The 26,493-nt window shown below is 68.7% G+C and carries 20 protein-coding genes; 16 read left to right on the top strand and 4 right to left on the bottom strand.

Going from position 1 to position 26,493, the window contains the following annotated elements; all coding sequences use genetic code 11:
- Positions 1 to 47 precede the first annotated feature (47 nt).
- A complete protein-coding gene (locus AC1DJH_RS19755) occupies positions 48 to 662 on the top strand; it encodes a helix-turn-helix domain-containing protein (RefSeq protein WP_478186859.1) in 615 nt (204 codons plus the stop codon).
- A gap of 2 nt (positions 663 to 664) precedes the next feature.
- Positions 665 to 1,207 carry an N-acetyltransferase family protein gene (locus tag AC1DJH_RS19750; protein ID WP_478186858.1) on the top strand — a complete coding sequence of 181 codons (543 nt, stop codon included), beginning with the start codon at positions 665 to 667 and terminating at the stop codon, positions 1,205 to 1,207.
- 6 nt (positions 1,208 to 1,213) lie between these two features.
- Here the strand turns inward: AC1DJH_RS19750 and AC1DJH_RS19745 are convergent, their stop codons facing one another.
- The gene (locus AC1DJH_RS19745; RefSeq protein ID WP_478186857.1) at positions 1,214 to 2,347 is read right to left on the bottom strand and encodes an NADH:flavin oxidoreductase/NADH oxidase; all 1,134 of its coding nucleotides are present in this window, start codon (positions 2,345 to 2,347) and stop codon (positions 1,214 to 1,216) included.
- Entirely contained in the window at positions 2,344 to 3,327 is a 984-nt protein-coding gene (locus AC1DJH_RS19740; RefSeq protein ID WP_478186856.1) for a DMT family transporter, read from the bottom strand. The genes AC1DJH_RS19745 and AC1DJH_RS19740 overlap by 4 nt, the downstream gene beginning before the upstream one ends.
- A gap of 134 nt (positions 3,328 to 3,461) precedes the next feature.
- On the opposite strand from AC1DJH_RS19740, the gene AC1DJH_RS19735 reads away from it, so the two are divergent.
- From AC1DJH_RS19735 to AC1DJH_RS19720, 4 genes are all read left to right on the top strand, one after another.
- On the top strand, positions 3,462 to 4,343 hold the full coding sequence (locus AC1DJH_RS19735) for a LysR family transcriptional regulator (protein WP_478186855.1): 882 nt from the start codon (positions 3,462 to 3,464) through the stop codon (positions 4,341 to 4,343).
- An 86-nt stretch (positions 4,344 to 4,429) separates the two neighbouring features.
- The gene (locus AC1DJH_RS19730) at positions 4,430 to 9,211 is read left to right on the top strand and encodes a CapA family protein (RefSeq protein WP_478186854.1); all 4,782 of its coding nucleotides are present in this window, start codon (positions 4,430 to 4,432) and stop codon (positions 9,209 to 9,211) included.
- Positions 9,208 to 10,140 (top strand): alpha/beta hydrolase family protein, encoded by a 933-nt coding sequence (locus tag AC1DJH_RS19725; protein WP_478186853.1) that lies wholly within the window; start codon positions 9,208 to 9,210, stop codon positions 10,138 to 10,140. The genes AC1DJH_RS19730 and AC1DJH_RS19725 overlap by 4 nt, the downstream gene beginning before the upstream one ends.
- Before the next feature lie 34 nt (positions 10,141 to 10,174).
- Positions 10,175 to 11,248 carry an aldose epimerase family protein gene (locus AC1DJH_RS19720; protein ID WP_478186852.1) on the top strand — a complete coding sequence of 358 codons (1,074 nt, stop codon included), beginning with the start codon at positions 10,175 to 10,177 and terminating at the stop codon, positions 11,246 to 11,248.
- A gap of 44 nt (positions 11,249 to 11,292) precedes the next feature.
- Here the strand turns inward: AC1DJH_RS19720 and AC1DJH_RS19715 are convergent, their stop codons facing one another.
- The gene (locus tag AC1DJH_RS19715) at positions 11,293 to 12,234 is read right to left on the bottom strand and encodes an SMP-30/gluconolactonase/LRE family protein (protein WP_478186851.1); all 942 of its coding nucleotides are present in this window, start codon (positions 12,232 to 12,234) and stop codon (positions 11,293 to 11,295) included.
- A gap of 126 nt (positions 12,235 to 12,360) precedes the next feature.
- On the opposite strand from AC1DJH_RS19715, the gene AC1DJH_RS19710 reads away from it, so the two are divergent.
- Positions 12,361 to 13,134, top strand: coding sequence for an SDR family NAD(P)-dependent oxidoreductase (locus AC1DJH_RS19710; protein WP_478186850.1), 774 nt, complete (start codon positions 12,361 to 12,363; stop codon positions 13,132 to 13,134).
- A 10-nt stretch (positions 13,135 to 13,144) separates the two neighbouring features.
- Here the strand turns inward: AC1DJH_RS19710 and AC1DJH_RS19705 are convergent, their stop codons facing one another.
- The gene (locus AC1DJH_RS19705) at positions 13,145 to 14,104 is read right to left on the bottom strand and encodes a LysR family transcriptional regulator (RefSeq protein ID WP_435482675.1); all 960 of its coding nucleotides are present in this window, start codon (positions 14,102 to 14,104) and stop codon (positions 13,145 to 13,147) included.
- 142 nt (positions 14,105 to 14,246) lie between these two features.
- On the opposite strand from AC1DJH_RS19705, the gene AC1DJH_RS19700 reads away from it, so the two are divergent.
- From AC1DJH_RS19700 to AC1DJH_RS19660, 9 genes are all read left to right on the top strand, one after another.
- Complete coding sequence (locus AC1DJH_RS19700) at positions 14,247 to 15,713, top strand: aldehyde dehydrogenase family protein (protein ID WP_478186849.1); 1,467 nt, start codon at positions 14,247 to 14,249, stop codon at positions 15,711 to 15,713.
- Between the two features lie 75 nt (positions 15,714 to 15,788).
- On the top strand, positions 15,789 to 16,754 hold the full coding sequence (locus AC1DJH_RS19695) for an ABC transporter substrate-binding protein (RefSeq protein WP_478186848.1): 966 nt from the start codon (positions 15,789 to 15,791) through the stop codon (positions 16,752 to 16,754).
- A gap of 10 nt (positions 16,755 to 16,764) precedes the next feature.
- Positions 16,765 to 17,835 carry a multiple monosaccharide ABC transporter substrate-binding protein gene (chvE, locus tag AC1DJH_RS19690; protein WP_478186847.1) on the top strand — a complete coding sequence of 357 codons (1,071 nt, stop codon included), beginning with the start codon at positions 16,765 to 16,767 and terminating at the stop codon, positions 17,833 to 17,835.
- A 41-nt stretch (positions 17,836 to 17,876) separates the two neighbouring features.
- Positions 17,877 to 19,403 (top strand): multiple monosaccharide ABC transporter ATP-binding protein, encoded by a 1,527-nt coding sequence (gene mmsA / locus AC1DJH_RS19685; protein ID WP_478186995.1) that lies wholly within the window; start codon positions 17,877 to 17,879, stop codon positions 19,401 to 19,403.
- Entirely contained in the window at positions 19,390 to 20,601 is a 1,212-nt protein-coding gene (mmsB, locus tag AC1DJH_RS19680; RefSeq protein ID WP_435482679.1) for a multiple monosaccharide ABC transporter permease, read from the top strand. The genes mmsA and mmsB overlap by 14 nt, the downstream gene beginning before the upstream one ends.
- Positions 20,602 to 20,607: 6 nt before the next feature.
- A complete protein-coding gene (locus AC1DJH_RS19675; protein ID WP_478186846.1) occupies positions 20,608 to 22,128 on the top strand; it encodes a sugar ABC transporter ATP-binding protein in 1,521 nt (506 codons plus the stop codon).
- A 457-nt stretch (positions 22,129 to 22,585) separates the two neighbouring features.
- A complete protein-coding gene (locus tag AC1DJH_RS19670; RefSeq protein WP_472117440.1) occupies positions 22,586 to 23,620 on the top strand; it encodes an ABC transporter permease in 1,035 nt (344 codons plus the stop codon).
- A complete protein-coding gene (gene yjfF / locus AC1DJH_RS19665; protein ID WP_478186845.1) occupies positions 23,617 to 24,663 on the top strand; it encodes a galactofuranose ABC transporter, permease protein YjfF in 1,047 nt (348 codons plus the stop codon). Before AC1DJH_RS19670 ends, yjfF begins: the two co-directional genes overlap by 4 nt.
- 43 nt (positions 24,664 to 24,706) lie before the next feature.
- The gene (locus tag AC1DJH_RS19660) at positions 24,707 to 26,467 is read left to right on the top strand and encodes an IlvD/Edd family dehydratase (protein WP_435482683.1); all 1,761 of its coding nucleotides are present in this window, start codon (positions 24,707 to 24,709) and stop codon (positions 26,465 to 26,467) included.
- The last annotated feature ends 26 nt before the right edge of the window (positions 26,468 to 26,493 follow it).

Raw genomic sequence — 26,493 nt, 5'->3', positions numbered from 1 at the left:
ACTGAGGGCTTGACGGCGTTTCCGTTGTATTGGATATTCCATCCAATATGACGGAAACAGAATCGCCACCCTCCCTGAACGACCGCATCGCCCGGCGCGTGCGCGACCTGCGCGCCGCGCGCGGCCTGTCGCTCGACGCGCTGGCCACGCACTGCGGCGTGAGCCGCTCGATGATTTCGCTGATCGAGCGCGGCGAAAGCAGCCCCACCGCCGTGCTGCTGGAGAAGCTGGCCACCGGCCTGGGCGTGTCGCTGGCCTCGCTGTTCGACGCGCCGGCGCCCGCGCCAGAACCCGCCTCCCCGGTGTCCCGCCTCGCCGACCAGTTGCAGTGGCGCGACCCGCACTCCGGCTATGTGCGAAGGAACGTCTCGCCCGGCGGCTTCGCGTCGCCGATCCAGATCGTCGAGGTGCTGTTTCCGCCCAAGGCCCGCGTGGCCTACGAAACGGCGGCGCGCGAGCCCGTCATCCACCAGCAGGTGTGGGTGCTCGACGGCGTCATCGAACTCACCGTGGGCGACGACCGCCACCGCCTTTCGACGGGCGACTGTCTGGCGATGGTGCTCGACCGCCCCATGAGCTACTACAACCCCACGCGCAAGACCACGCGCTACGCCGTCGTCATCGCAACGGTGGCGGCGGCACCTTCTTACTCGGCGAGATGAACATGACGACGACCCCTACCCCTACCCCCCGCATCCACCTTCTGCAGCGCGTGACCGATGCACAGATGCAAGGCCTGGCCGATGTGCTCAAAGACTGCGTCGAAGGCGGCGCCTCCGTGAGCTTCATGCTGCCGCTGGCGCATGAGCGCGCACTCGCGTTCTGGCGCCAGGTGGCCGACGGCGTGGCGCGCGGCGAGCGTGCATTGCTGGTGGCCGAGGACGAAGAGGGCATCGTGGGCACCGTGCAGGTGGTGCTGGCGCAACCCGAGAACCAGCCGCACCGCGCCGACGTTTCCAAGATGCTGGTGCACCGCCGTGCGCGGCGCCGTGGCATCGGCGCGCTGCTGATGCAGGCGGCCGAAGCCGTGGCGCGCGAGCGCGGCAAGACGCTGCTGGTGCTCGACACCTCGAGCGCCGAAGCCGAAAGACTCTATGTGCGCAGCGGGTGGACGCGCGTGGGCACGGTGCCCGGCTTTGCGCTGTTGCCCGAAGGCGGGCCGTGCGCCACCACCTTCTTCTACCGCGAGCTGGCCGCCGGGCGGTGAACCGGGTCAGCGCGCGCCGAAGCTCGCGTTCTCGAACAGGTCCTTGAACTCGCGCGGCTGCGAGCGCCAGTACTGCGGCGGCGCGGTCACGTGCGCGCCCAGTTCGGCCGCCGCATGCCACGGCCAGCGCGGGTCGTAGAGCATCGCGCGGGCCAGCGACACCGCGTCGGCCTGTCCGTTGGCGAGGATGGCTTCGGCGTGCGCGGGTTCGGTGATCAGCCCCACCGCGATGGTCGGCAGCCCGACCTCGGCCTTCACGCGTTCGGCGAACGGCACCTGGTAGCCCGCGCCCAGCGGAATGGCCTGCTGCGGCGACACCCCGCCGCTGGACACATGGATGGCCGCGCAGCCGCGCGCCTTGAGCGCCTGGCCGAACGCCACCGTGCTATCGAGGTCCCAGCCGCCGGGCACCCAGTCGCTGGCCGACACGCGCACCCACACCGGCTTGTCGGCCGGGAACACCTCGCGCACCGCGTCGAACACCTCCAGCGGAAAGCGCAGACGGTTCTCCAGGCTGCCGCCGTAGCCGTCGGTGCGGTGGTTGGCAATGGGCGAGAGGAACTGGTGCAGCAGGTAGCCGTGCGCCGCATGGATCTCCAGCCCGTCCAGGCCCAGCCGCGCCGCGCGCTTCGCAGCCGCCACGAAGGCATCGCGCACACGGGCGAGGCCGGCCGCATCGAGCGCGGTGGGCGGGTCTTCGCCGGGCGAATGCGGCACGGCGGAGGGCGCGAAAGACTGCCAGCTGCCCGCCTCGGTCAGGGGAATCTGCTTGCCGCCGTTCCAAGGTGCGCGGCTGGAGGCCTTGCGCCCCGCGTGGCCCAGCTGCATGGCGATCTTGATGGGCGAATGCGCGCGCATCGCGTGCAGCACGCGCGCCAGGCCTTGCTCGTTCGCGTCGGAATACAGGCCCAGGTCGCCGGGCGAGATGCGCCCTTCGGCCTCCACCGCGGTCGCCTCGATGATCAGCAGGCCCGCGCCCGAGAGCGCCAGGGAACCGAGGTGGATCATGTGCCAGTCGCCCGGCGTGCCCTCGGTGGCGGAGTACTGGCACATCGGCGCGATGACGATGCGGTTGTCGATCTGCAGGTTGCCGAGCCGCAGGGGCTCGAAAAGAAGGGGCTTGCTGGCGCTGTTGCTCATGACGATGCGGCTCCACAGGTGCTGTAGTTGCGCGGATTCTGCGGGGTCTGCGCGATCCGTGCCGGGGCCGGCGCGGAAGCCTTGCGGCTCAGGGCGGTATGGATCAGCAGCGCGCCGACCACCATCGCCATGCCCACCGCTTCGTTCACCGTGGGCAGCCGCCCCAGTGCCGCGCTCATCAGCAGCGCCGACACCGGCACGAAGTTGATGAAGGCCGTGCCCGTCACCGCGCCCAGCGTGCGCACCCCGTGGTTGAAAGCCAGCACCGCGATGGCCGAAGACACCAGCCCCACGTACAGCAGCGCCTGCCACGACAGGCGCAGGCCTTCCATGCTCGGCGCATGCGTCCACCCCAGCAGCGTGCCGACGACCGCCACGGCCAGCAGCAGCGGCCACGAGGCCAGCACCGTGAGCGCGGTGTACTCGATCACGTCGAGCTCCGGAAAGCGCGTGGTGCCGCGCGTGTACCAGACCCAGCCCAGCGTGCCGACGAAGGCCACCGCGTCGCCGAAGAGCGTCGATTCGCCGGCATGCGGCGTGCCGAACAGCAGCCCCGAGACGATGGCCACGCCCAGCAGCGACAGCGCTGTGACCACCAGCGTCGAGCGGGTCGGCCGCACGCCGTCGAGCGCCCAGCGCAGCAGCTGCGTGGTCATGGGTGTGGTGGCCATGATGACCGCGCCGTGCGAGGGCACCGAGTGCGCCAGCCCTGCCAGCAGCATCACGCTGAAGATGCCGAAACCCGCGAACCCGCGCAGCGCCAGCGGCCCCGCATGCCGGCGCAGCTTGCGCCAGGGCGCCGCGCCGCGCGGAAGAATGAGCAGCACGAACAGCAGCGCGGACATGCTGTAGCGGATGAGCGTGAACCACGCCGGCTCGACGTGGTGCAGCACGCCCTTGCTGACCAGGAACATGCCGCCCCAGCCGGAGGTGGCGAGCAGCAGCGCGGCGATGCCGAGCAGACGTTGGCGATGGGACATGGGACAGGCCTCTTGCAATGAATCGATGACCCAAGGATCGGGGCTGGGGGCTGCGAATGCCATTCGTTTCTTTGGACGGGGGCCTCCAAAAAAGCGAACAGACCGAAACGCCCGTCGCGCTCACAATCCGCCCCATGGAGCTCTACCAACTCAAGACCTTCGTCGCCATCGCCCGCGAAGGCAGCCTGACCCGGGCGGCCGAGCGGGTGTTCACCAGCGCGCCGGCGGTCAGCGCGCAGCTCAAGGCGCTGGAAGACGAACTCGGCGTGAAGCTGTTCGAGCGCACCCCGCGCGGCATGTCGCCGACCGAGGCGGGCGTCAGCCTGCTGGAAGAGGCCGAACGCACGCTGGCCTCCGCCATGCGCATGCGCTCGGCGGCCGAGCAGCTGCGCGGCGCGGCGCAGGGCGTGGTGCGTTTCGGCACGGTGGTCGACCCGGTGGCGCTGCGCCTGGGCGAGGTGCTGGTGAAGCTGGCCGAGCGGCATCCGCAGGTCACGCTGCAGCTCAGGCAGGGGCTGTCGTACGAAACGCTCGCGGGCGTGCAGCGCGGCGAGCTCGACTGCGCCTATGTGCTGAGCGACAGCCCGCAGATCGAGGGGCTGGAGGTGGTGCGCCTGAGCGCGGTGGACCTGGTGGTGACGCTGCCGAAGCCGGTGGCCGATGCGCAGCCCGGGCTGTCGCTCGAGCAGCTCGCCGACATGCCCTGGGTCGGCACGCCGCCCTCGTGCATCCTGCGCGTGCACCTGGAGAAACTGTTCGCCGGCGCCGGCCGCGAGTACCGCCCGGGCCGCACCGCCGACGGCGAGAGCGCCATCCGCAGCATGGTCGCCAGCGGCATGGGCGCGGGCCTGCTGCGCAGCGACTATGCGGAGCAGGGCGAGCGCAACGGCGAGCTGGCCATCTGGAAGGGCTGGCGTTCGCACACCTGGCTGTGCTGGGTGGCGCCGGCCGAGGGCAAGCAGCGGCCGGTGGCCGTGGAGGCGGTGCGCAGCGCGGTGATGGAGGCGTGGGCCTGAGGCCTTCGCGGGTGCGGCTCGGCGGACCCACCCCCGGGTTTCAGGGGTGACAGGGCCCGGTGTGCGCTGTCATCATTCGCGGCTGCATGAACCTCGACCCGAACCCCCTCGCCGAATTGTTGAACCGTGCCAGGCAGGCCCTGGCGGAGCCGGGCGGTGCGCTCCCCGCCATGCCGCATGCGACCGGGGAGGCCGGGTGCGTGGTGCTCCTGGCAATTGGCGAGGACGGCAGCCGCGCCCGCGTTGTGGCGGGGCGGGGCGCCGATGTGGAGGCCGCATGGCGACAGGCGGCGCAGGCCGTCGACGCGCAGGCCCGCCGCGCCGAGCAACCGCCGCAACGCCTGCGCGCGGAACTGGTCGACCGGGTCACGGCCACCACCTGGGGCACGCTGAAAGCGAAGTTGGCGCAAACCAAGCGCAACTACTTCAACGAGGGCATCGCCTTCGACGCGTGCTTCGAGACCGCGCTGCTCGCGCAGGAAATCAACGGCAGCGCCATCCTCTACAACGGCAAGGTGGATCACGCCGAGCCCAACCCCGGCAACCTGCGCATCCACGCCAAGCGGCGCTTCAGCAAGGAGATCGAGTTTCCCGCCGACGATGCCGCGCCCGTGTGGTGCTTCACCACCCGCGCCGTGTACGTCGACGGCGAAGGCGCGTGGCCGCTGACGGCCGTCGGGCAGGCGGCCGGCTTCCGTCGCCTCGACGACTGGGGCGCGGCGCACGTCGGCGCGCTCATCGAGCGTTCGAGCCGCTACCTGGCCGCGCAGGTCAAGCCCACGGGCGAATTCGAGTACGGCTGGTTTCCTTGCTTCGACCGCGCCATTCCCACCTACAACACGCTGCGCCACGCGAGTTCGACCTACGCGTTGCTCGAGGCCTGGGAACTCACGCAAGACCCGGCTCAGAAAGCCGCCATCGACCGCGCGCTGGCGTACCTCGACACCCGGCTCATCCAGCGGTTCGATGCCGAGGGTGGCCCGCGCGTCGCGTTCCTCGTCGACCTGGGCAACGAGGTCAAGCTCGGCGGCAACGCCGTGTGCCTGCTGGCCTTCGTCAAGTACACCGAGCTCACGGGCGACGCGCGCTACAAGCCACTGATGGAGCAACTCGCGCTGGGCATCGGCCGGATGCAGGACCCGAAGACAGGGCGCTTCGTGCACGTGCTGCACCATCCCGGCATGCAGGTGAAGGACAGCTTTCGCGTCATCTACTACGACGGCGAGGCTGCGTTCGGCCTGATGCGTCTGTACGGCCTCACGGGTGACCCGCGCTGGCTCGCAATGGTCGAGAAAGCCTTCGGGCATTTCATCGAGGCGGAGCACTGGCGCGCGCACGACCATTGGCTGAGCTACTGCGTGAACGAACTCACGCGCTACCGGCCCGAAGTGCGCTACTACGAGTTCGGGCTGCGCAACGTGGCCGGCTACCTTGATTTCGTGCTGGAGCGCATCACCACTTTTCCCACGTTGCTGGAACTGATGATGGCCGCACACGAGATGGTGCAGCGCCTGGACGCGGATGCGGCCCTGCGCCCGCTGCTGGCCGGCCTCGACCGCGGAAAGTTCGAACACGCGCTGGAGTACCGCGCGCGCTACCTCGCCAACGGCCACTTCTGGCCCGAGCTGGCGATGTTCTTCCGCAACCCCGCGCGCATCGCGGGCTCCTTCTTCATCAAGCACCACAGCTTTCGCGTGCGCATCGACGATGTGGAGCATTACCTGTCGGGCTACGTGGCGTACCTGCGGCTCCTGAATTCGCGCGCGGCTCGCGATGCACGGCGTGCGCCGGCCGAGGCACGCGGGCAGGCCGCGCAGACCGGACCTGCCGGGGCGTCCGGCACCGTGGCGTGGGGCGGCGACGTCAACCTCGGCCGGCGCCAGCACTACCGCACGCGCGACCTCGGTGGCCCGCACGGCGTGCTCGGGCGCATTGCCGCGCTGCGCGACGCGGACCTGCGCATCGTCAACCTCGAATGCGTGGTCGCCACCACGGGCCGACAGGGCGTCGACAAGGACGAGACCGGGTCCTACTACTATCGCGCGCGACCCGAAATGATCGAGGTGCTCACGGCCACGGGCATCGACCTGGTGAGCACCGCCAACAACCACAGTGGCGACTACGGCCCCGAGGCGCTGATGGAGCAGAAGGCGTTGCTCGACGCGGCGGGCATCGGCAGCGCCGGCAGCGGCGCCGACCTTGAAGCCGCGCTGCGACCCGTGATGCGCCAAGCCGGGCACGTGCGCGTCGCGCTGTTCTCGCTCGACGCCACGCAGCCGCAGTTCGGTGCCACTGCCACGACGCCCGGCGCGGCGTATCTGTCGCTTGCCGACCCGGCCGCGTGGACCACCACGCTGGCGCCGCGCATCGCTCGTGCGCGCGAGCAGGCCGACGTGGTGCTCGTGGCGGTGCACTGGGGCGACAACCTCGAGACCGTGCCCTCGCAGGCCGAGATCGCGGTGGGCCACGCCATCGTCGACGCCGGGGCCGACGCCATCCTGGGTGCCTCGGCGCACGTACTGCAGGGCATCGAGGTCTATCGCGGGCGCCCGATCCTCCATGACGCGGGCGACCTGCTGTTCGACGCCATGCGCAGCGACTTCGTGGACGCGGGCGTGTTCACGCTCGCGCTGGAGCCGACAGGCGTGACGCAGGTGCGTTTCACGCCCATCGGCGTGGGCTTCGGCTTCTCCGAGCAGTACGTGGGCGACCGCGCGCGCGCGTCGAGCGAGCGCTTTGCCGCGCAGTGCCGCGCGCTCGGCACCGAGACCGTGCCGACGCCGGAAGGCGGCTGCGCGGTGCGGCTCCTGCCGCCCGGACGCGCTGTGTTGCCGCCTGCGACGGTGCCGGCCGCGCCGATCACCCGCGGCAATCCGCTGCCCTTGCGCGTGGCCCGCCCGGAATGGACCGTCGATGCCGTGCCGCAAGACGCCGTGCTGCCGCCGGTGCAGGTCGGCCCGCTGCGCTTGCTCGGCGTGCGCTGCGCACCCACGCAGGTCTTCGGCCGCCAGTTGCTGTGGGTCGAGTCGTTCTGGACCGCCGACGCGCCCGTGGAGGCCGACCTGCGCGTGCAATTTCGTGCCGTGCCGATGCGCAGCAAGACCATGCCCGCCTGGGGCGAAGGCATGGACCACGACCCCTGCGACTGGATGTGGCCCACCAGCCGCTGGCAGCCGGGGCGCATCTACCGCGACTGCTACGGCCTGCGGCCACCGCTTGCGCGCCAGTTGGAAAGCGACGTGCTGCAGCTGGAACTGCGTCTGCGCGGCTCGGCCAAGCTCTACAAGCTGCCCAAGCCGCGGCGGCTGCCCGTGTGGTGCGGCCTGCGCGTGCCCGGCATGCCCACGCCGTTGCCCGATGGCCCCGCGCCCGTGCTGGCCGCAAGCCTGCCGGGCGCGGGCGCCACGCCCGGGCCGGTGTGGACGGCCGAGCAATTGGTGCAGGTCACCGGCGGCACCTGGATCGTGGCGCCGCCCGAGGGCTGGTCGGTGCAGTCGGTGGTGCGCCTGCCGCTGCACCTGCGCACCCGGCCCCGCCCGGCGCTGTTCGTCGCATCCGACTACGCCACGCTCGCCGCGCACGAGAACTTCAGCCGCGAGCCCGAGACCTGGGACCAGCACGACGACCTGCAACGGCTGCAGCCGCTGCTGGCCGGCGCCATCGTGCAGCGTCCCGTGCCGGGCCTGCCGCCTGCTTTTGCGCTGCTGCAGGTGGAAGACCCGATCGCCGCCTTGCTGGCCTTGGGCGCCGCCGCGCGCGAGCGCTTCCGTGGCCGTGTGGTCGGCGTCACGGGCACGGTGGGCAAGTCGTCCACCATCTCGATGTTGCGCGACCTGCTGCCGCCCGCGGCGCGCGTGCTCACCACCATCGAGAACAACAATTCGCGCGTCGGCGTGCCCGGTGCCCTGGCCAGCCTCGGGCCCGACGTCGACGTGTGCATTCTCGAAATGGCGCAAAGCGGGTTGTGGATGGACCGCGGCCCCATCTCGCTGATGGCGCGCCCGCACGTGGCCATACTCACCGAGGTCGGGCTGTCGCAGACCGTGAAGGCAGACACGCTCGAGAAGACCGCCGACTACAAGTCGCGCATCTTCCTGGGCCTGGAGCCCGGCGGCGTGGCAGTGATCGGGGCGCACATTCCCTGCCTGGTCCAGGTGGTGAAGGCCGCGATGCGCACGGCCGCCAAGGTGTGGACCGTGGGCACCGGGCCCGAGGCCAACGTGCGCCTGCTCGACATGCAGCCCGTGCCCGAGGGCTGCCGCGTGCGCATCGCGATCCGCGGGCGCACTTGCCAGTACCTGTTTCCGATCGCGAGCGCAGGCCTGGTGCGCAACTCGGCGCTGGCCTTCACCGCGCTGGTGGCGATGGGCTTCGACGCCGAGGAAGCCTGCGCGCGCATGCCGCACGTGCGGCTGCCGGCCTCGGTGATGCAGGTGCTGCGGCTGAGCACGCGCGCCGGCGTGCAGGTCACTCTGGTAGACGACAGCTGGAACGCCGAGGTGATGTCGATGCGCAATGCGATGGAGTTCGTGCGCAGCTACCGCAAGCCCGGCGACGAACCCATCGCGCGGCGCATCGGCGTGCTCGGGCGCATCGTCAACCTCGGCAACGACGCCGAGAAGATGCACCGCAGCCTGGCCGAGCCGCTGCTGGCCTCGGGCATCGACCATGTGGTGACGCACGGCGACGAGATGCGCTGGCTGCGCGAGGAAGTCCCCGCGACCTTGCTCGGGCCGCACTTCGACAACGCCGACTTGTTGACGCGCTACCTCGAGGACATCCTGCGCGACGGCGACCTGCTGCTGGTGAAGGGCGACCGCGACCTGTCGGACTTCGGCCGGATCCCCGCGCTGCTGCAAAAGCTATGACACATGCCGCGCTGCGCCTGTGCGCGCTGCTTCTGCTGGCCTTGATGCAGACGGCCTGCGCGCAACGCACGGGCCCCGACGTGCCGCGCCCCTTCACCGCGAGCAACGACGAGGTGCTGCACTGGAACCAGCCCGCCGACCGCGCCACCTGCCCCGACCGGCCCGGCTTCCTGTGGGTGCAGCCGGTGGAAGGGCCGGCCTGCATCCGCTACTTCGCGAGCGGCGACATCGAAGGCGCGCGCATCGCCATCGTGCAGTTCTCGGGCGACCGCGACGGCGTGATGGACCAGCCGCCCGCGCGCATTCCCGGCAACACCGATGCGCTGCGCACGCTGGACGCCCAGCGCAGCCGCGACCGCGCTGGCGTGCCCTGGGTGTTCGTGGCGCGGCCCGGCACCTACGGCTCGTCGGGCGACCACCGCCAGCGCCGCCAGCCGGTGGAGTTCCATGCGCTCGATGCCGCGCTCGACGCGCTCATGCAGCGCCACAGGCTGCAGCGCCTGGTCATCGTGGGCCACAGCGGCGGCGCCACCGCGGGCGCCGCGCTCCTCACGCTGGGGCGCACCCGCGTGGCCTGCGCGGTGCTCACCTCGGGTGCCTACGGGCTGCTGGAGCGCGCGCGCCTGCTGGGCCGCTCGAACGACGGGCGCACCGACACCACCGGCAGCGCGCAGTTCTACGACCCGCTCGACCATGTGAGCGGCATCGCGCGCGACCCGGCGCGGCGCATCGTGCTGATCGGCAACCGCGACGACAGGAACACGCCCTTCGCGCTGCAGCAGCGCTTTGCCGATGCGGTCGGCAAGGCGGGTCACCGCATCGAGCTGCGCACGCACGCGGCCGAGCCGCCCGAGTACCACGACCTCAAGGACCGCATTGCGCTGCTCACCGCCTCGGAGTGCGCGCGCGAGGCCATGGCCGCCCGGTGACAGCATCCCGTTTCAGAATCCAGTCAGGAACCCCATGAGCAACAGCATCACCTCGCGCGAGTTCGGCCGCATGCCAGACGGCCGCCTCGTCACCGAGTACACCCTGGACAACGGCCGCGGCCTGAGCCTGAGCGCCATCAACCTGGGCGGCATCGTCACCGCGCTGCGCGTGCCCGACCGGCACGGCCAGGCCGCGAACGTCGTGCTGGGCCTGCCGTCGCTGGCCGACTACCTGAAGCCGCATCCGCACCTGGGCACCATCGTCGGGCGCCATGCCAACCGCGTCGCCGGCGGGCGCTTCACGCTCGACGGAACAACGCACCAGCTGGGGCTGAACGACGGCGTGAACTCGCTGCACGGCGGCGCGACGGGCTTCGGCAAGCGCTACTGGGAGATCGTGCCGCTGTCGGCGCAGGAATCGGGCAGCGACATCGCGGTCGAACTGCACCGCACCAGCGCCGATGGCGAGGAAGGCTACCCCGGCGAAGTGAAATTGACCGTGCGCTACACGCTGGCCGCCGAAAGCAATACCTGGCGCATCGACTACAGCGCCACCACCGACGAGCCCACCGTGCTGAACCTGAGCCACCACGACTACTTCAACCTGGCGGGAAGCGGCTCGGTGATGGAGCACCGGTTGACGCTGCCGGCGAGCCGCTATTGCCCGGTGGACGCGACGCTCATCCCGCTGGGGCTGGCCGACGTGGCGGCCACGCCTTTCGACTTCCGCACGGCCACGCGCATCGGCGAGCGCATCCGCGAAGGCCACGAGCAGCTGCTGCGCGCGCACGGCTACGACCACAACTGGGTGCTCGACCGGCCCGGCCACCATCAGGGCCTGGCCCTCGCGGCGCGCCTGGAACACGAGGCCACGGGCCGCGTGATGGAGGTGCACACCAGCGAGCCCGGCGTGCAGTTCTATTCGGGCAACTTCCTCGACGGCAGCCTCTTCGGCAGCGCGGGCGCGAGCCTGCGACAGGGCGACGGGCTGTGCCTGGAAACGCAGCACTTCCCCGACTCACCCAACCAGCCGGGCTTTCCGTCGACGGTGCTGCGCCCGGGCGAGGTGTTCACCAGCGCGACCGAGCACCGCTTCGGCATCGGCTGAAGCGCGTGTGACGCACGCGCGAATCGTGCGGACCGGCGCGCGCGTCAGCCGGCGAACAGCGCCGCCGGCACGCCGGGGCTGTCGATGCGCACCGCGAACAGGCCGCCAGCGAGCGGCTCGTCTTTCAGCTGGGCTTCGGTGCGGCCGTTGCGCGCGGTCGTGATGTAGAGCGTCTGCATGTCCGCGCCGCCGAAGGCGCAGTCGGTGACGTTGCGCGCGGGCAGCGTGATGCGGCCGAGTTCCGCCGCGGTCTCAGGGTCGTGGCAGGTGACGCAGGCGCCGTCCCAGTGCGCGATCCACAGGCGGCCGGCCGCGTCGGTGGTCATGCCGTCGGGCAGGCCGTCGCCCTGGGGAAAGCGGTGCCACACGCGGCGGTTCGACACGGTGCCCTCGGCCCTGTCGAAGTCGTAGGCGTACAGGTGGTTCAGCACCGTGTTGTTGAAGTACATCGTGCGGCCGTCGCCCGACCAGGTCGGGCCGTTGGTCACCTCGAAGCCGTCGTCGTGCCGGGTGCACCGGCCGTCGGCGTCGTAGCGGTAGAGCGCGCCGGTGGGCGCCTTGCACTCGAAGTCCATGCTCCCGGCCCAGAAGCGGCCGCCGCTGTCGCACTTGCCGTCGTTGAAGCGGTTGCCGGTGCGCGCGGTCTCGGGCTGGTGCAGGTAGCGCGGCTTGGCGTCGTCTCCGGGCGCGGTGGGGTCGAACAGCGCGAAGCCGCGGCGCAGGGTGATGAACAGGCCCGGTGCCGTGGCGCGTTCGGCGATGGCGGTGATTTCCTCGTCGAAGTGCCAGGTGCGCTGCGCGCCCGTGGCCGGGTCGTGGCGGAACAGGCGCGGCGTGAGGATGTCGATCCAATAGAGCGCCTGCTCGCGCACCGACCACAGCGTGCCTTCGCCGAGGTTGGCCGCCGCAGGCCAGATGCATTCGGGTTCGCTGACGGCGCGGGGCGCCGCCAGCGGGGAGGGGGTGTTTGTCTCTGGCTTGTTCATTTGTTCTTCCTTGTCTTCTTGACGCGGCGGATCGTATCAAGGCATATTGATAACGGAAATTAAATAAATCGGCATCAATCGATATGCTTTTTGCAATGTCATGAGATGCGCTTCTGGAGACTTTTCTTGAATACCCCCCCACTTTCCATCTATCCGAGCTTGCAGCGCCGCACGGTGTTCGTCACCGGCGGCGGCAGCGGCATCGGCGCGGCCATCGTCGCGGCGTTCGCGGCGCAGGGCGCGCGCGTGGCCTTCGTCGACATCGCCGAGGGCGCGAGCGCGGCGCTCGCGCAGCAGATCACCGGCGCCGGCCATGCCGCGCCGTGGTGGCGCGCCTGCGACGTGCGCGACATCGCCGCGCTGCAGAAGGCGATTGCCGACGCGGCGGCCGAGCTCGGCGACTTCGCGGTGCTGGTCAACAACGTGGCGAGCGACGACCGCCACACGCTCGAGTCGGTCACGCCCGACTACTACGACAACCGCATGGCCATCAACGAGCGGCCGGCGCTGTTCGCCATCCAGTCGGTGGTGCCGGGCATGAAGCGCCTGGGCTTCGGCTCGGTGGTGAACCTGGGTTCCACGGGCTGGCAGACCAAGGGCTCGGGCTACCCCTGCTACGCCATTGCCAAGTCGTCGGTGAACGGCCTCACGCGCGGGCTGGCGGTCGATCTGGGGAAGGACCGCATCCGCATCAACACCGTGTCGCCCGGCTGGGTGATGACCGAACGGCAGGTGGCGCTGTGGCTCGACGAAGAGGGCGAGAAGTCGCTGCAGCGCAACCAGTGCCTGCCGGACAAGTTGATGCCGGAAGACATCGCGCGCATGGTGCTGTTCCTGGCGTCGGACGACGCGAAGATGTGCACCGCGCAGGAGTTCACGGTGGACGCCGGCTGGACCTGAGCCTGGTCGGTCAGTCGATCTCTAGCTTGCGGCCGTAGACGCTCATGCTCGCGGTCTTCAGCGCCTTCATCATCACCTTGGCCGCCGGCGACAGCAGCCGGTCGGTGCGCGTGATGATGCCGAAGGCGTCCATGTGACAGGGCATGTCCAGCGGCAGCAGCGACACGATGCCGTGCGACGCGTAGTAGCGCGCCACGTCGGTCGCCAGCACCGCCACCATGTCGCTCTGCTGCAGCATGCGCGTGATGAACAGCAGGGCCGAACTCTCGATGGTGTTGGTTGGCGGGGCCAGGCCCTCCTCCTGGAACATCAGCTCGAAGCGGTGGCGCAGCACGCTGCCCGAGGGCGGCACGATCCAGCCGGCGCTCACCACGTCGCGCAAGGTGAGCCCGCTCACGCCCAGCAGCGGGTGGCCCGGGCGCACCAGCGCGCACACGGGTTCCTCGGTCAGCGCCTCGTAGCGCAGCTGCGACTTGTCGTGCTCGGCGAAGAGGCGCGCCACCAGGATGTCGAGCTTGCCCTGCTCCAGCCGCTCGATCAGCACCGGGCTGGTCTCGATCTCCAATGACACGCGCAGGTCGGGCTGCTCGCGCTTGACCATCGCCACCGCCGGCGGCATCAGCGTGAGGCCGGGCGCGGTGATGGCGCCCACGCTCACCTGCCCGAAGCGCCCGGCCTTCAGCGCCGTGAGCTCGTCGTGCGCCTGGTTCAGGCTGGCGAGCGCCACGCGGGCGTGGCGGATCATGGTTTCGCCGTACCAGGTGGGGCGCATGCCGCGCGGCAGGCGGTCGAACAGCGAGACCTCCAGCACGTCTTCCAGGTCCTTCAGCAGCTTGGAGGCGGCGGGCTGCGTCATGTTGAGCACCTGCGCGGCGCGATGGATGTTGCCTTCCTCGGCCAATGCCACGAGCAGAAGCAGTTGCCGGGTCTTCAGGCGGGCGCGGATGAACCAGTGGTTGTAGTTGGTCATGGGTGTGAAACGAAGGTCTGACCGGGTTTTCCAGAATCCGGCGATCGATATGCATTTTGTCTAAAAAACGATTGGATCGATATCAATTCTGTTCCTAGACTGCCTGCACATCCAGAACAACAGAGACAAGGTCCGCGCCCCGGTGATTCACGGCGAGATCCATCAGAACGTGCGGCAGTACATCAATGGCCGCTGGGAAACCAGCGCGACCACGGGTGTGAGCGCCAATCCCTCGGACACCAGCGAAGTGGTGGCCGAATACGCACGCGCCGACCGCCGCCAGGCCGAGCTCGCCGTCCGCGCGGCCACCGAGGCCTTTCCCCACTGGAGCCACAGCACGCCGCAGCGGCGCGCCGACGTGCTCGACCGCATCGGCGCCGAGCTGCTCGCCCGCAAGGACGATCTGGGCCTGCTGCTGGCGCGTGAGGAGGGCAAGACGCTGCCCGAGGCGGTGGCCGAGGTGGCGCGCGCGGGCCAGGTGTTCAAGTTCTTCGCGGGCGAAGCCATTCGCGCGAGTGCAGGCGGCGGTGGCGGCGAGCACGTGGCCTCTGTGCGCGCGGGCGTGCAGGTCGACGTCACGCGCGAGCCCGTGGGCGTGGTCGGGCTCATCACGCCGTGGAACTCGCCCTTCGTCATTCCCGCCTGGAAGATCGCGCCAGCCCTGGCGCACGGCAACAGCGTGGTGTTCAAGCCGGCCGAGCTGGTGCCGGCCTGCGGCTGGGCGCTGGCCGAGATCATCAGCCGCGCGGCCTTGCCGGCCGGTGCGTTCAACCTCGTGATGGGCAGCGGCCGCGAGGTGGGGCAGGCGCTGGTCGACAGCCCGCTGGTCGATGCGCTGAGCTTCACGGGCTCGGCCGCCAACGGCGAACGCGTGCTGCAGGCGGCCGCCACGCGGCGTGCCAAGGTGCAGCTTGAAACCGGCGGCAAGAACGCGCTGGTGGTGCTGGCCGACGCCGACCTCGACCGCGCCGTCGATTGCGCGGTGCAGGGCGCCTACTTCTCCGCCGGCCAGCGCTGCACCGCGTCGAGCCGGCTCATCGTCGAGGCGCCGGTGCACGACGCCTTCGTCGCCAGGCTGCGCCAGCGCCTGAAGGCATTGAACATCGGCCACGCGCTGGAGCGCGGCGTGGACATCGGGCCCGTGGCCGACGAAGAGCGCCTGGCTCAGAACCTGGCCTGGGTCGGCATCGCGCGCGACGAGGGTGCGGAGCACGTGTGGGGCGGCGAAGCGCTGCAGCGCGCCACGCCGGGCCACTACATGAGCCCCGCGCTGTTCCTGGCCAAGCCCTCGCACCGAATCGCGCGCGAGGAAATCTTCGGCCCGCTGGCCTGCGTGCTGCGCGCCGACGACTACGAGCATGCGCTGGCGCTGTGCAACGACACGCCTTTCGGGCTGTGTGCGGGCATCTGCACCAACTCGCTGAAGCACGCCATGCATTTCAGGCGCCATGCCGTGGTCGGCATGACGATGGTCAATCTGCCGACCGCGGGGGTGGACTTCCACGTGCCCTTCGGCGGCCGCAAGGGGTCGGGCTACGGGCCGCGCGAACAAGGACGCCACGCCTCGGAGTTCTACACGACGGTGAAGACCGGCTACATGCTGGCCTGACCGCACGGGGTTTCATTGCAACAGCCAATCGGCACCACAGCCAAAGTCCTCGAGACATCAAGAAGGAGACATCCCATGACCATGAATCGCCGCACCCTCAACACCGCCCTCGCAGCCGCCGCCATCGGCAGCATGCTGCCCGCCTCCGTCTTCGCGCAGAAGAAGCTCGTGCTGGGCTTCGCCCAGGTGGGCGCCGAGAGCGAATGGCGCACGGCCAACACCGAGTCGATCAAGTCGTCCGCCAAGGACGCCGGCATCGAGCTGAAGTTCTCCGACGCGCAGCAGAAGCAGGAAAACCAGATCAAGGCCATCCGCTCCTACATTGCGCAGAAGGTCGACGTGATCGCCTTCTCGCCCGTGGTCGAGTCGGGCTGGGAAACCGTGCTGCGCGAGGCCAAGGCCGCCAAGATCCCGGTGGTGCTGACCGACCGCTCGGTGAGCACCAAGGACGACACGCTCTACGTGACCTTCATGGGCTCTGACTTCACCGAGGAAGGCCGCAAGGCCGGACGCTGGCTGGTCGAGAAGATGAAGGACCAGAAGGGCGACGTGAACATCGTCGAGCTGCAGGGCACCGTGGGCTCGGCGCCGGCCATCGACCGCAAGAAGGGCTTCGAGGAAATCATCAAGGCCGACCCCAAGTTCAAGATCATCCGCTCGCAGACCGGCGACTTCACGCGCGCCAAGGGCAAGGAGGTGATGGAAGCCTTCCTGAAGGCCGACGGCAAGAAGATCAACGTGCTGTTCGCGCACAACGACGACATGGCCATCGGCGCCATCCAGGCGATCGAGGAGGCAGGCCTGAAGCCCGCCAAGGACATCACCATCATCTCCATCGACGGGGTGAAGGGCGCCTTCGAAGCCATGATCGCCGGCAAGCTCAACGTGTCGGTGGAATGCAGCCCGCTGCTCGGGCCGCAGCTGATGCAGGCGGTGAAGGACATCAAGGACGGCAAGACGCTGCCCAAGCGCATCGTGACCGTGGAGAGCATCTTCCCCATGGAAGTCGCCGCCAAGGAATTCCCGAACCGCAAGTACTGAGAGCACATCCATGAAACGCAACTTCCTCAAGGCCTCGCTCGCGGGCATCGCGTTCGCCGTCGTCGGCTTCACGCCGCTGGCCCACGCGCAGGACAAGGGCCTGATCGCCATCTCGATGCCCACCAAGTCGTCGGCGCGCTGGATCGCCGACGGCGCCAACATGGTCAAGTACTTCAAGGACAAGGGCTACAAGACCGACCTGCAGTACGCGGACGACGACATTCCCAACCAGCTCGCGCAGATCGAGAACATGGTGACCAAGGGCTCCAAGGTGCTGGTCATCGCGGCCATCGACGGCACCACGCTGTCCGACGTGCTGCAGAAGGCTGCCGACAAGGGCGTGAAGGTCATCGCGTACGACCGGCTCATCAAGGGCTCGAAGAACGTCGACTACTACGCCACCTTCGACAACTTCCAGGTCGGCGTGCTGCAGGCCCAGTCCATCGAGGCCGCGCTGGGCCTGAAGAGCGGCAAGGGCCCGTTCAACATCGAGCTGTTCGGCGGATCGCCCGACGACAACAACGCCTTCTTCTTCTACAACGGCGCGCTGTCGGTGCTGAAGCCCTACATCGACAGCGGCAAGCTGGTGGTGCGCAGCAAGCAGATGGGCATGGACAAGGTCGGCACGCTGCGCTGGGACGGCGCGGTGGCGCAGGCGCGCATGGACAACCTGCTGTCGGCGTACTACACCAAGGACCGGGTCGATGCGGTGCTGTCGCCTTACGACGGCCTGTCCATCGGGATCCTGTCGTCGTTGAAGGGCGTGGGCTACGGCTCGGCCTCGCAGCCGATGCCCATCGTGTCGGGGCAGGACGCCGAGGTGCCTTCGGTCAAGTCGATCCTGCGCAAGGAGCAGACCTCGACCGTGTTCAAGGACACGCGTGAGCTGGCCAAGGTGACGGTGGCCATGGCCGACGCCATGCTCTCGGGCAAGACGCCCGAGGTGAACGACACCAAGACCTACAACAACGGCATCAAGGTGGTGCCTTCGTACCTGCTCAAGCCGGTGAGCGTGGACGCCTCGAACTGGAAGGTGGTGCTCATCGACAGCGGCTACTACAAGGAAAGCCAGGTCAAGTGAGCATCGACGGCCGCACCGCCGATGCCGCCGCCATCCTGGAGATGCGCGGCATCACCAAGACCTTTCCCGGCGTGAAGGCGCTGAGCAACGTCAACCTCAGCGTGCGCGCCGGCGAGATCCACGCGGTGGTCGGCGAGAACGGCGCGGGCAAGTCGACGCTCATGAAGGTGCTGAGCGGCGTGTACCCGTGCGACTCCTACACCGGCGCGATTCACTTCGAAGGCGAGGAGCGCCGGTTCAAGACCATTGCCGACAGCGAGAAGCTCGGCATCATCATCATCCACCAGGAGCTGGCGCTGGTGCCGCTGCTGTCGATTGCGGAGAACCTGTTTCTCGGCAACGAAATCGCGCACCGCGGCGTGATCGACTGGTTCGCCGCCTATGCGAAGACGCGCGAGCTGCTGGCCAAGGTGGGGCTGAAAGAGCTGCCCACCACGCTGGTGACCGACCTGGGCGTGGGCAAGCAGCAGCTGGTGGAAATTGCCAAGGCGCTGGCCAAGGAGGTGAAGCTGCTGATCCTCGACGAGCCCACCGCCAGCCTGAACGAGAAGGACAGCGACGCGCTGCTGATGCTGCTGCTGGAACTCAAGCGCCAGGGCATCGCGTCGATCCTCATCTCGCACAAGCTCAACGAGATTGCCAAGGTGGCCGACTCGGTGACGGTGCTGCGCGACGGCGCCACCGTGGAGAGCATCGACTGCCGCACGCAGCCCATCAGCGAGGACCGCATCATCCGCGGCATGGTGGGCCGCGACATGGAACACCGCTACCCGCAGCGCTCGCCGAAGATCGGCGAGACCGTGTTCGAGGTGCGCGACTGGCGCGTGCACCACGCGCTGCACGCCGACCGCGAGCAGATCAAGGGCGTGAGCCTGACGGTGCGCCGGGGCGAGATCGTCGGCATTGCGGGCCTCATGGGCGCGGGCCGCACCGAGCTGGCCATGAGCGTGTTCGGCAAGTCCTACGGCCAGCGCATCAGCGGCTCGGTGCTGATGCACGGCAAGCCGGTGGACGTGGGCACGGTGCGCAAGGCCATCGACCACGGCATCGCCTACGTCACCGAAGACCGCAAGGGCCTGGGGCTGGTGCTGGAGGAAGACATCCGCAAGAACATCACGCTGGGCAACCTGGACGCCGTGTCCGAGCGCACCGTGATCGACAACGGCCGCGAGTTCAAGGTGGCCAACGACTACCGCAAGGCGCTCAACATCCGCTGCTCGGGCGTCGAGCAGCTGGTGGTCAACCTGTCGGGCGGCAACCAGCAGAAGGTGGTGCTGAGCAAGTGGCTCTTCACGCAACCCGAACTGCTGATACTGGACGAACCCACGCGCGGCATCGACGTGGGCGCCAAGTACGAGATCTACACCATCATCGACCAGCTCGCGAGCGAGGGCAAAGGCATTCTCATGATCTCTTCGGAACTGCCGGAACTGCTAGGCATGTGCGACCGCATCTACGTGATGAACGAAGGGCGCTTCGTCGCCGAAATGACGGCCGCCGAGGCCTCGCAGGAACGCATCATGCACGCCATCGTGAGCGCGGGGAGCACTGTCCATGTCCCGGCCTGAAGTCAACGCGTTGCAGGGCGCTGCGCCTGTGGCAGAGGCACCGAAGCTGCATGCGGGTTTCCTGAAGAACAACCTGCGCGAGTACGGCATGCTGATCTCCCTGGTCGCGATCATGGTGCTGTTCCAGGTGCTGACCGACGGCACGCTGCTGCGGCCGCTGAACCTCACCAACCTGCTGCTGCAGAACAGCTACGTGGTCATCATGGCGCTGGGCATGCTGCTGGTGATCGTGGCGGGGCACATCGACCTGTCGGTGGGCTCGGTGTGCGGCTTCATCGGCGCGCTGGCGGCGGTGCTGATGGTGGAGTACGAATGGCACTTCGTGCCGACGGCCATCGTGAGCATTCTTGCGGGCGCCGTCATCGGTGCGGCGCAGGGCTGGTTCGTCGCGTTCCGCAAGATCCCGTCGTTCATCGTCACGCTGGCGGGCATGCTGGTGTTCAAGGGGCTCACGCTGGCGCTGCTGGCGGGGCAGTCGGTGGGGCCGTTTCCGGTCGAGTTCCAGCGGCTGAGCTCGGGCTTCATTCCCGATCCGCTGGGTGGCGACGCGCTGCGCACCACCTCGCTGGTGGTGGGCGTGCTGGCGGCCGCGGCGCTGGTGTTCTTCAAGCTGCGCGGCCGCGCCAAGCTCAAGGCGCACGGCATGGAGCAGGAGCCCTATGCCTTCTTCCTGGTGAAGAACCTGTTCTTCGCGGCCATCATCCTGTTCTTCAGCTACCTGCTGTCGACCTACAAGGGCCTGCCCAACGTGCTGATCGTGATGGCGGTGCTGATCGTGGTGTACGACTTCGTCACCAACCGCACCACCATCGGCCGGCGCATCTATGCGCTGGGCGGCAACGAGAAGGCGGCGCGGCTGTCGGGCGTGAAGACGCAGCGCCTGGCCTTTCTTACCTTCGTGAACATGGGCGCGCTCGCGGCGCTGGCGGGCCTGGTGTTCGCCGCGCGGCTCAACACCGCCACGCCCAAGGCGGGCCTGGGCTTCGAGCTCGACGTGATCGCGGCCTGCTTCATCGGCGGTGCGTCGGCCTCGGGCGGCGTGGGCCGAGTGATGGGCGCGGTGATCGGCGCCTTCATCATGGGCGTGATGAACAACGGCATGTCGATCCTGGGCATCGGCATCGACTACCAGCAGGTCATCAAGGGGCTGGTGCTGCTGGCGGCGGTGTTCATCGACGTCTACAACAAGAACAAGTGAACGCGCATGGCTGACAGCAACCCATCGCCCGTGCTCGAGCTGCGGGGCATCCACAAGCAGTTCGGCGGCATTCCGGTGCTGCGCGACGTGCAGTTGCGCCTGTACCCCGGCGAGATCCACGCGCTGATGGGGCAGAACGGCGCGGGCAAGTCGACGCTCATCAAGGTGCTGACGGGCGTGCTCCCGTCCAGCGGCGGCGAGATGTTTCTCGACGGGCAGGCCATTCGCCCGCAGTCGCCGCTGGAGGCGCAGAAGCTGGGCATCAGCACGGTCTACCAGGAAGTGAATCTGTGCCCGAACCTGTCGGTGGCGGAGAACGTGTTCGCGGGCCGCTATCCGCGCTGCGGCATGGCGCAGGGCTTTCGCATCGACTGGGCGCTGGTGAACCGGCGTGCCGAAGAACTGCTGGCGCGCATCGGGCTGGACATCGACGTGACGCGGCTGCTGTCGAGCTACTCGGTGGCGGTGCAGCAGATGGTGGCCATTGCCCGCGCGCTGGGCGTGTCGTCGAAGGTGCTGATCCTCGACGAGCCCACTTCGAGCCTGGACGACGACGAGGTGGAGAAGCTGTTCGAGGTGCTGCGGCGTTTGCGCGGCGAGGGCCTGGCGATCGTGTTCGTCACGCACTTCCTCAACCAGATGTACGCGGTGTCGGACCGCATCACGGTGCTGCGCAACGGCGGCTGGATCGGCGAGTGGCGCGCCGCCGACCTGGGGCCGCAGGCGTTGATTGCCGCCATGCTCGGGCGCGAACTGGCGGCGCAGTCCGCGCGACCCGCGGCCTTGCCGGCATTCGACGAGGCCGCGCCGGCATTGCTGCAGGCCGAAGGGCTGGGCCAGGCCGGCCAGTTGCAGGCGACCGACCTGCGGGTGCGCGCCGGAGAAGTGGTCGGCATCGCGGGTTTGCTGGGCGCGGGCCGCACGGAACTGGCGCGCCTGCTGTTCGGGCTCGAACTGCCGGACCGTGGCGTGTTGAAGGTGGACGGGCGGTCCGTCAGTTTCTCGAACCCGGCCGATGCGATCCGCGAAGGCCTGGCGCTGTGCCCCGAGGAGCGCAAGACGGACGGCATCGTCGCCGAGCTGTCGGTGCGCGAGAACATCGCGCTGGCGCTGCAGGCGCGCCTCGGTACCAAGCGCTTTCTGTCGCACGCAGAGCAGACCGAGATGGCCGAGCGCTTCGTCAAGTCGCTGGGCATCAAGACCGCGAGCGTCGAAACCCCCATCGGCCTGCTCTCGGGCGGCAACCAGCAGAAGGCCATGATCGCGCGCTGGCTCGCCACCGAGCCGCGCCTGCTGATCCTCGACGAGCCCACGCGCGGCATCGACGTGGCGGCGAAGCAGGAAATCATGGAAGAGATCCTGCGGCTTGCGCGCGCGGGCATGGCGGTGGTCTTCATCTCGTCGGAGATGAGCGAGGTGGTGCGCGTGGCGCATCGCATCGTGGTGCTGCGCGATCGGAAGAAGGTGGGGGAGCTGCCGGGGGGCTCTTCCGAGGACGAGGTCTACGAAATGATTGCGGCCGCATGACGCACGAGCTTCTTTTGTCTTTCTCCCTTCCCCGTTCGGGGAGGGCAGGGGTGGGGGCAGGCGCCCGCCGATCAGGCGCTGCCACCTTGCAAGCGCCGCGTGCCCCCATCCCAGCCTTCCCCCGGAAGGGGAAGGAGCAAGACATGGGCAACGCCTCCTGCATTGAGTCCGGATATTTCTCCCTCCCCCGCCGGGGGAGGGCAGGGGTGGGGGCAAGCGCCCGCCGATCAGGCGCTGCCACATTGCAAGCGCCGCGTGCCCCCATCCCAGCCTTCCCCCGGAAGGGGAAGGAGCAAGACATGGGCAACGCCTCCTGCATTGAGCCCGGATATTTCTCCCTCCCCTCCCGGGGGAGGGTCGGGGTGGGGGCGCGCGGCCTTCACCTTCGCGCGATGTCGAAGGCCGCGTGCCCCCATCCCAGCCTTCCCCCGGAAGGGGAAGGAGCAAGGCAGAAGACATGAACCGCCTTTCATCCCTCATGCGCCATCGCCTCGCCTGGCCCCTCATCACACTGCTGCTCCTGCTCGCAGTGAACACGGCCTTCAACGCCAGCTTCCTCCACCTCGAATGGCGCGACGGCCATCTCTACGGCAGCCTGATCGACATCCTGAACCGCGCGGCGCCGCTGGTGCTGGTGTCGCTGGGCATGACGCTGGTGATCGCCACGCGCGGCATCGACATTTCGGTGGGCGCGGTGGTGGCCATTGCGGCGTCGCTCGCGGCCTGGATGATCGGGGGCTCGGTGGCCAACGACGTGAGCCGCTTCCCCATGTCGCTCGCCATCGCCGCGGCCATCGGCATCGCGCTGCTGTGCGGGCTGTGGAACGGCCTGCTGGTCGCCAAGGTGGGCATGCAGCCCATCATCGCGACGCTCATTCTCATGGTGGCCGGGCGCGGCATCGCGCAGCTGATTGCCGACGGGCAGATCATCACCATCTACTACAAGCCCTTCTTCTTCCTTGGCAGCGGCTACCTGCTGGGCCTGCCGTTCTCGCTGTTCATCGTGGCGGCGGTGTTCGTGCTGCTGTACCTGGCGATCACGCGCACGGCGCTGGGCCTGTTCATCCAGGCGGTGGGCATCAATCCGACGGCGGCACGCGTGGCCGGCGTGCAGGCGCGGCGGCTGGTGGTCGGGGCCTATGCGTTCTGCGGTGCTTGCGCGGGCGTGGCGGGCCTGCTGATCAGCTCCAACGTGAAGAGCGCGGACGGCAACAACGCCGGCCAGCTCATCGAGCTCGATGCGATCCTGGCCGTGACGCTGGGCGGCACCGCACTCACCGGCGGGCGCTTCAGCCTGGTGGGCAGCGTGATCGGGGCGCTGATCATCCAGACGCTGACCTATGCGATCTATTCGCTGGGGGTGCCGCCGGAGATCAACCTGGTCGTGAAGGCAGGGGTGGTGTTCGCGGTGATGCTGTTGCAGTCGCCGGAGTTTCGCGCCGAAATCCGGTCGCTGGTGCAGCGGCCGGCGGGTGAAGGGGCCAAGGTATGAGCGCGGTGATCGATAGGGGGCCCTCACCCCAGCCCTCTCCCGCTAGCGGGAGAGGGCGCAAGACCGGGGGCAAGGGCAGGAACGGGCTCAATCCGAAGTACCTGCCGTTGACCGCGACCATTTCGCTGTTCCTGCTGGTGGCCACGCTCGGCTCGGTGTTCTACGACGGCTTCTTCTCTGCGCAGGTGTTCCTCAACCTGCTGATCGACAACGCCTTCCTGATCGTCGTGGCCGTGGGCATGACCTTCGTGATTCTCTCGGGCGGCATCGACCTGTCGGTGGGCTCGGTGATCGCGCTCACCACCATGGTCTCGGCCTCGCTGGTCGAGAAGCACGGCTGGAGCCCGGGCATCGTCATTCCGCTGGTGCTGGCGATGGGCACGGCCTTCGGGGCGTTCATGGGGCTGCTCATCGAGCGCTACCGGCTGCAGCCCTTCATCGTCACGCTCGCGGGCATGTTCCTGGCGCGCGGGTTGTGCTACCTGATCAGCATCGACTCCATCAGCATCACCAACGCGTTCTATTCGGAGGTTTCGCAGATCCGCATTCCGATCTGGGGCGAAGCCTCGGTGTCGATCAGCGCGGTGATCGCCATCGTGGTGCTGCTGGCGGCGGTGTTCATCGCGCACTGCACGCCCTTCGGCCGCGCGGTGTACGCCATCGGCGGCAGCGAGCATTCGGCCATGCTGATGGGCCTGCCGGTGCGCCGCACGCTCATCGGCGTGTACACGCTCTCGGGCTTCTGCTCGGCGCTGGCGGGTGTGATCTTCACCTTCTACATGCTCTCGGGCTACGGCCTGCATGCGGTGGGGCTGGAGCTCGACGCCATCGCGGCCGTGGTGATCGGCGGCACGCTGCTCACGGGCGGCGTGGGCTACGTGGCGGGCACGCTGTTCGGCGTGCTGATGCTCGGGATCATCCAGACGCTGATTTCCTTCGACGGCACGCTGAGCTCGTGGTGGACGCGCATCGTGGTCGGCGCGCTGCTGTTCGTGTTCTGCCTGTTGCAGCGCTTCTTCACGTCGCGTGCGCCGCGCCGCTGACGACTTCTTTTTTTCTCTCTCCAGCTTTCATCAGGACTTCCGCATGTCGGACCCCACATCCAAGACCCCCCCGAAGAAACTGCGCTCCACCGAATGGTTCGGCTCGGCCGACAAGAACGGCTTCATGTACCGCAGCTGGATGAAGAACCAGGGCATTCCGGACCACGAGTTCGATGGCCGGCCGATCATCGGCATCTGCAACACCTGGTCGGAGCTCACGCCGTGCAACGCGCACTTCCGCAAGATCGCCGAGCACGTGAAGCGCGGCATCTCGGAGGCGGGCGGCTTTCCGGTGGAGTTTCCGGTGTTCTCCAACGGCGAGTCGAACCTGCGGCCCACCGCCATGCTCACGCGCAACCTGGCGAGCATGGACGTGGAGGAGGCCATTCGCGGCAACCCGGTCGATGCGGTGGTGCTGCTCACCGGCTGCGACAAGACCACGCCCGCGCTGCTGATGGGTGCGGCGAGCTGCGACATCCCGGCCATCGTGGTCACCGGCGGGCCCATGCTCAACGGCAAGCTCGACGGCAAGAACATCGGCTCGGGCACGGCCGTGTGGCAGCTGCACGAATCGCTGAAGGCGGGAGAGATCAACCTGCACCAGTTCCTTTCGGCCGAAGGCGGCATGTCGCGCTCGGCGGGCACCTGCAACACCATGGGCACGGCCTCCACCATGGCCTGCATGGCCGAGGCGCTGGGCACCTCGCTGCCGCACAACGCGGCCATTCCGGCGGTCGATGCGCGGCGCTACGTGCTCGCGCAGATGTCGGGCATGCGCGCGGTGCAGATGGCCAAGGAAGGGCTCACGCTGTCGAAGATCCTCACGCGCGAGGCCTTCGAGAACGCCATCCGCGTGAACGCGGCCATCGGCGGCTCGACCAACGCGGTGATCCACCTGAAGGCGATCGCGGGGCGCATCGGCGTCGAGCTGGAGCTGGAAGACTGGACGCGCATCGGCAGCCACACCCCCACCATCGTCGACCTGATGCCCTCGGGCCGCTTCCTGATGGAGGAGTTCTATTACGCCGGCGGCCTGCCCGCCGTGCTGCGGCGGCTGGGCGAGAACGGCCTGCTGCCGCACCCCGGTGCGCTCACGGTCAACGGCCAGTCGATCTGGGACAACGTGCGCGAGGCGCCCAGCCTCGACGACGAGGTGATCCGCCCGCTGAGCAACCCGCTGATCGCCGACGGCGGCATCCGCATCCTGCGCGGCAACCTGTCGCCGCGCGGCGCGGTGTTGAAGCCCTCGGCCGCAACGCCCGAGCTGCTCAAGCACCGCGGCCGCGCGGTGGTGTTCGAGAACCTGGAGCACTACAAGGAACGCATCGTCGACGAAGACCTCGACATCGACGCGAGCTGCGTGATGGTGCTGAAGAACTGCGGCCCCAAGGGCTACCCCGGCATGGCCGAGGTCGGCAACATGGGCCTGCCGCCCAAGCTGCTGCGCCAGGGCGTGAAGGACATGGTGCGCATCTCGGACGCGCGCATGAGCGGCACGGCCTACGGCACGGTGGTGCTGCACGTGGCGCCCGAGGCCGCCGACGGCGGGCCTTTGGCGGCGGTGCGCGACGGCGACTGGATCGAGCTCGACTGCGATGCGGGCCGGCTGCACCTGGACATCAGCGACGAAGAGCTGGCCTCGCGCCTGGCGTCGTTGACCGGCACCGACGCGCAACCCATGAGCACGCGCGGCGGCGGCTACCAGAAGCTCTACGTCAACCATGTGCTGCAGGCCGACGAGGGCTGCGACTTCGACTTTCTGGTGGGCTGCAGAGGTTCTGCCGTGCCGCGCCATTCGCACTGACATTCCACCGACATCCACGGCGATTC

The organism is Variovorax sp. 10N412 (assembly GCF_056394985.1).
This window is presented reverse-complemented; position numbering and strand designations above follow the sequence as displayed.

Coding starts and splice junctions, on each gene's coding strand:
- AC1DJH_RS19755 (WP_478186859.1), top strand. CDS start 48: ATGACGGAAACAGAATCGCCACCCTCCCTGAACGACCGCATCGCCCGG.
- AC1DJH_RS19750 (WP_478186858.1), top strand. CDS start 665: ATGACGACGACCCCTACCCCTACCCCCCGCATCCACCTTCTGCAGCGC.
- AC1DJH_RS19745 (WP_478186857.1), bottom strand. CDS start 2,347: ATGAGCAACAGCGCCAGCAAGCCCCTTCTTTTCGAGCCCCTGCGGCTC.
- AC1DJH_RS19740 (WP_478186856.1), bottom strand. CDS start 3,327: ATGTCCCATCGCCAACGTCTGCTCGGCATCGCCGCGCTGCTGCTCGCC.
- AC1DJH_RS19735 (WP_478186855.1), top strand. CDS start 3,462: ATGGAGCTCTACCAACTCAAGACCTTCGTCGCCATCGCCCGCGAAGGC.
- AC1DJH_RS19730 (WP_478186854.1), top strand. CDS start 4,430: ATGAACCTCGACCCGAACCCCCTCGCCGAATTGTTGAACCGTGCCAGG.
- AC1DJH_RS19725 (WP_478186853.1), top strand. CDS start 9,208: ATGACACATGCCGCGCTGCGCCTGTGCGCGCTGCTTCTGCTGGCCTTG.
- AC1DJH_RS19720 (WP_478186852.1), top strand. CDS start 10,175: ATGAGCAACAGCATCACCTCGCGCGAGTTCGGCCGCATGCCAGACGGC.
- AC1DJH_RS19715 (WP_478186851.1), bottom strand. CDS start 12,234: ATGAACAAGCCAGAGACAAACACCCCCTCCCCGCTGGCGGCGCCCCGC.
- AC1DJH_RS19705 (WP_435482675.1), bottom strand. CDS start 14,104: ATGACCAACTACAACCACTGGTTCATCCGCGCCCGCCTGAAGACCCGG.
- AC1DJH_RS19695 (WP_478186848.1), top strand. CDS start 15,789: ATGACCATGAATCGCCGCACCCTCAACACCGCCCTCGCAGCCGCCGCC.
- chvE (WP_478186847.1), top strand. CDS start 16,765: ATGAAACGCAACTTCCTCAAGGCCTCGCTCGCGGGCATCGCGTTCGCC.
- mmsA (WP_478186995.1), top strand. CDS start 17,877: ATGCGCGGCATCACCAAGACCTTTCCCGGCGTGAAGGCGCTGAGCAAC.
- mmsB (WP_435482679.1), top strand. CDS start 19,390: ATGTCCCGGCCTGAAGTCAACGCGTTGCAGGGCGCTGCGCCTGTGGCA.
- AC1DJH_RS19675 (WP_478186846.1), top strand. CDS start 20,608: ATGGCTGACAGCAACCCATCGCCCGTGCTCGAGCTGCGGGGCATCCAC.
- AC1DJH_RS19670 (WP_472117440.1), top strand. CDS start 22,586: ATGAACCGCCTTTCATCCCTCATGCGCCATCGCCTCGCCTGGCCCCTC.
- yjfF (WP_478186845.1), top strand. CDS start 23,617: ATGAGCGCGGTGATCGATAGGGGGCCCTCACCCCAGCCCTCTCCCGCT.
- AC1DJH_RS19660 (WP_435482683.1), top strand. CDS start 24,707: ATGTCGGACCCCACATCCAAGACCCCCCCGAAGAAACTGCGCTCCACC.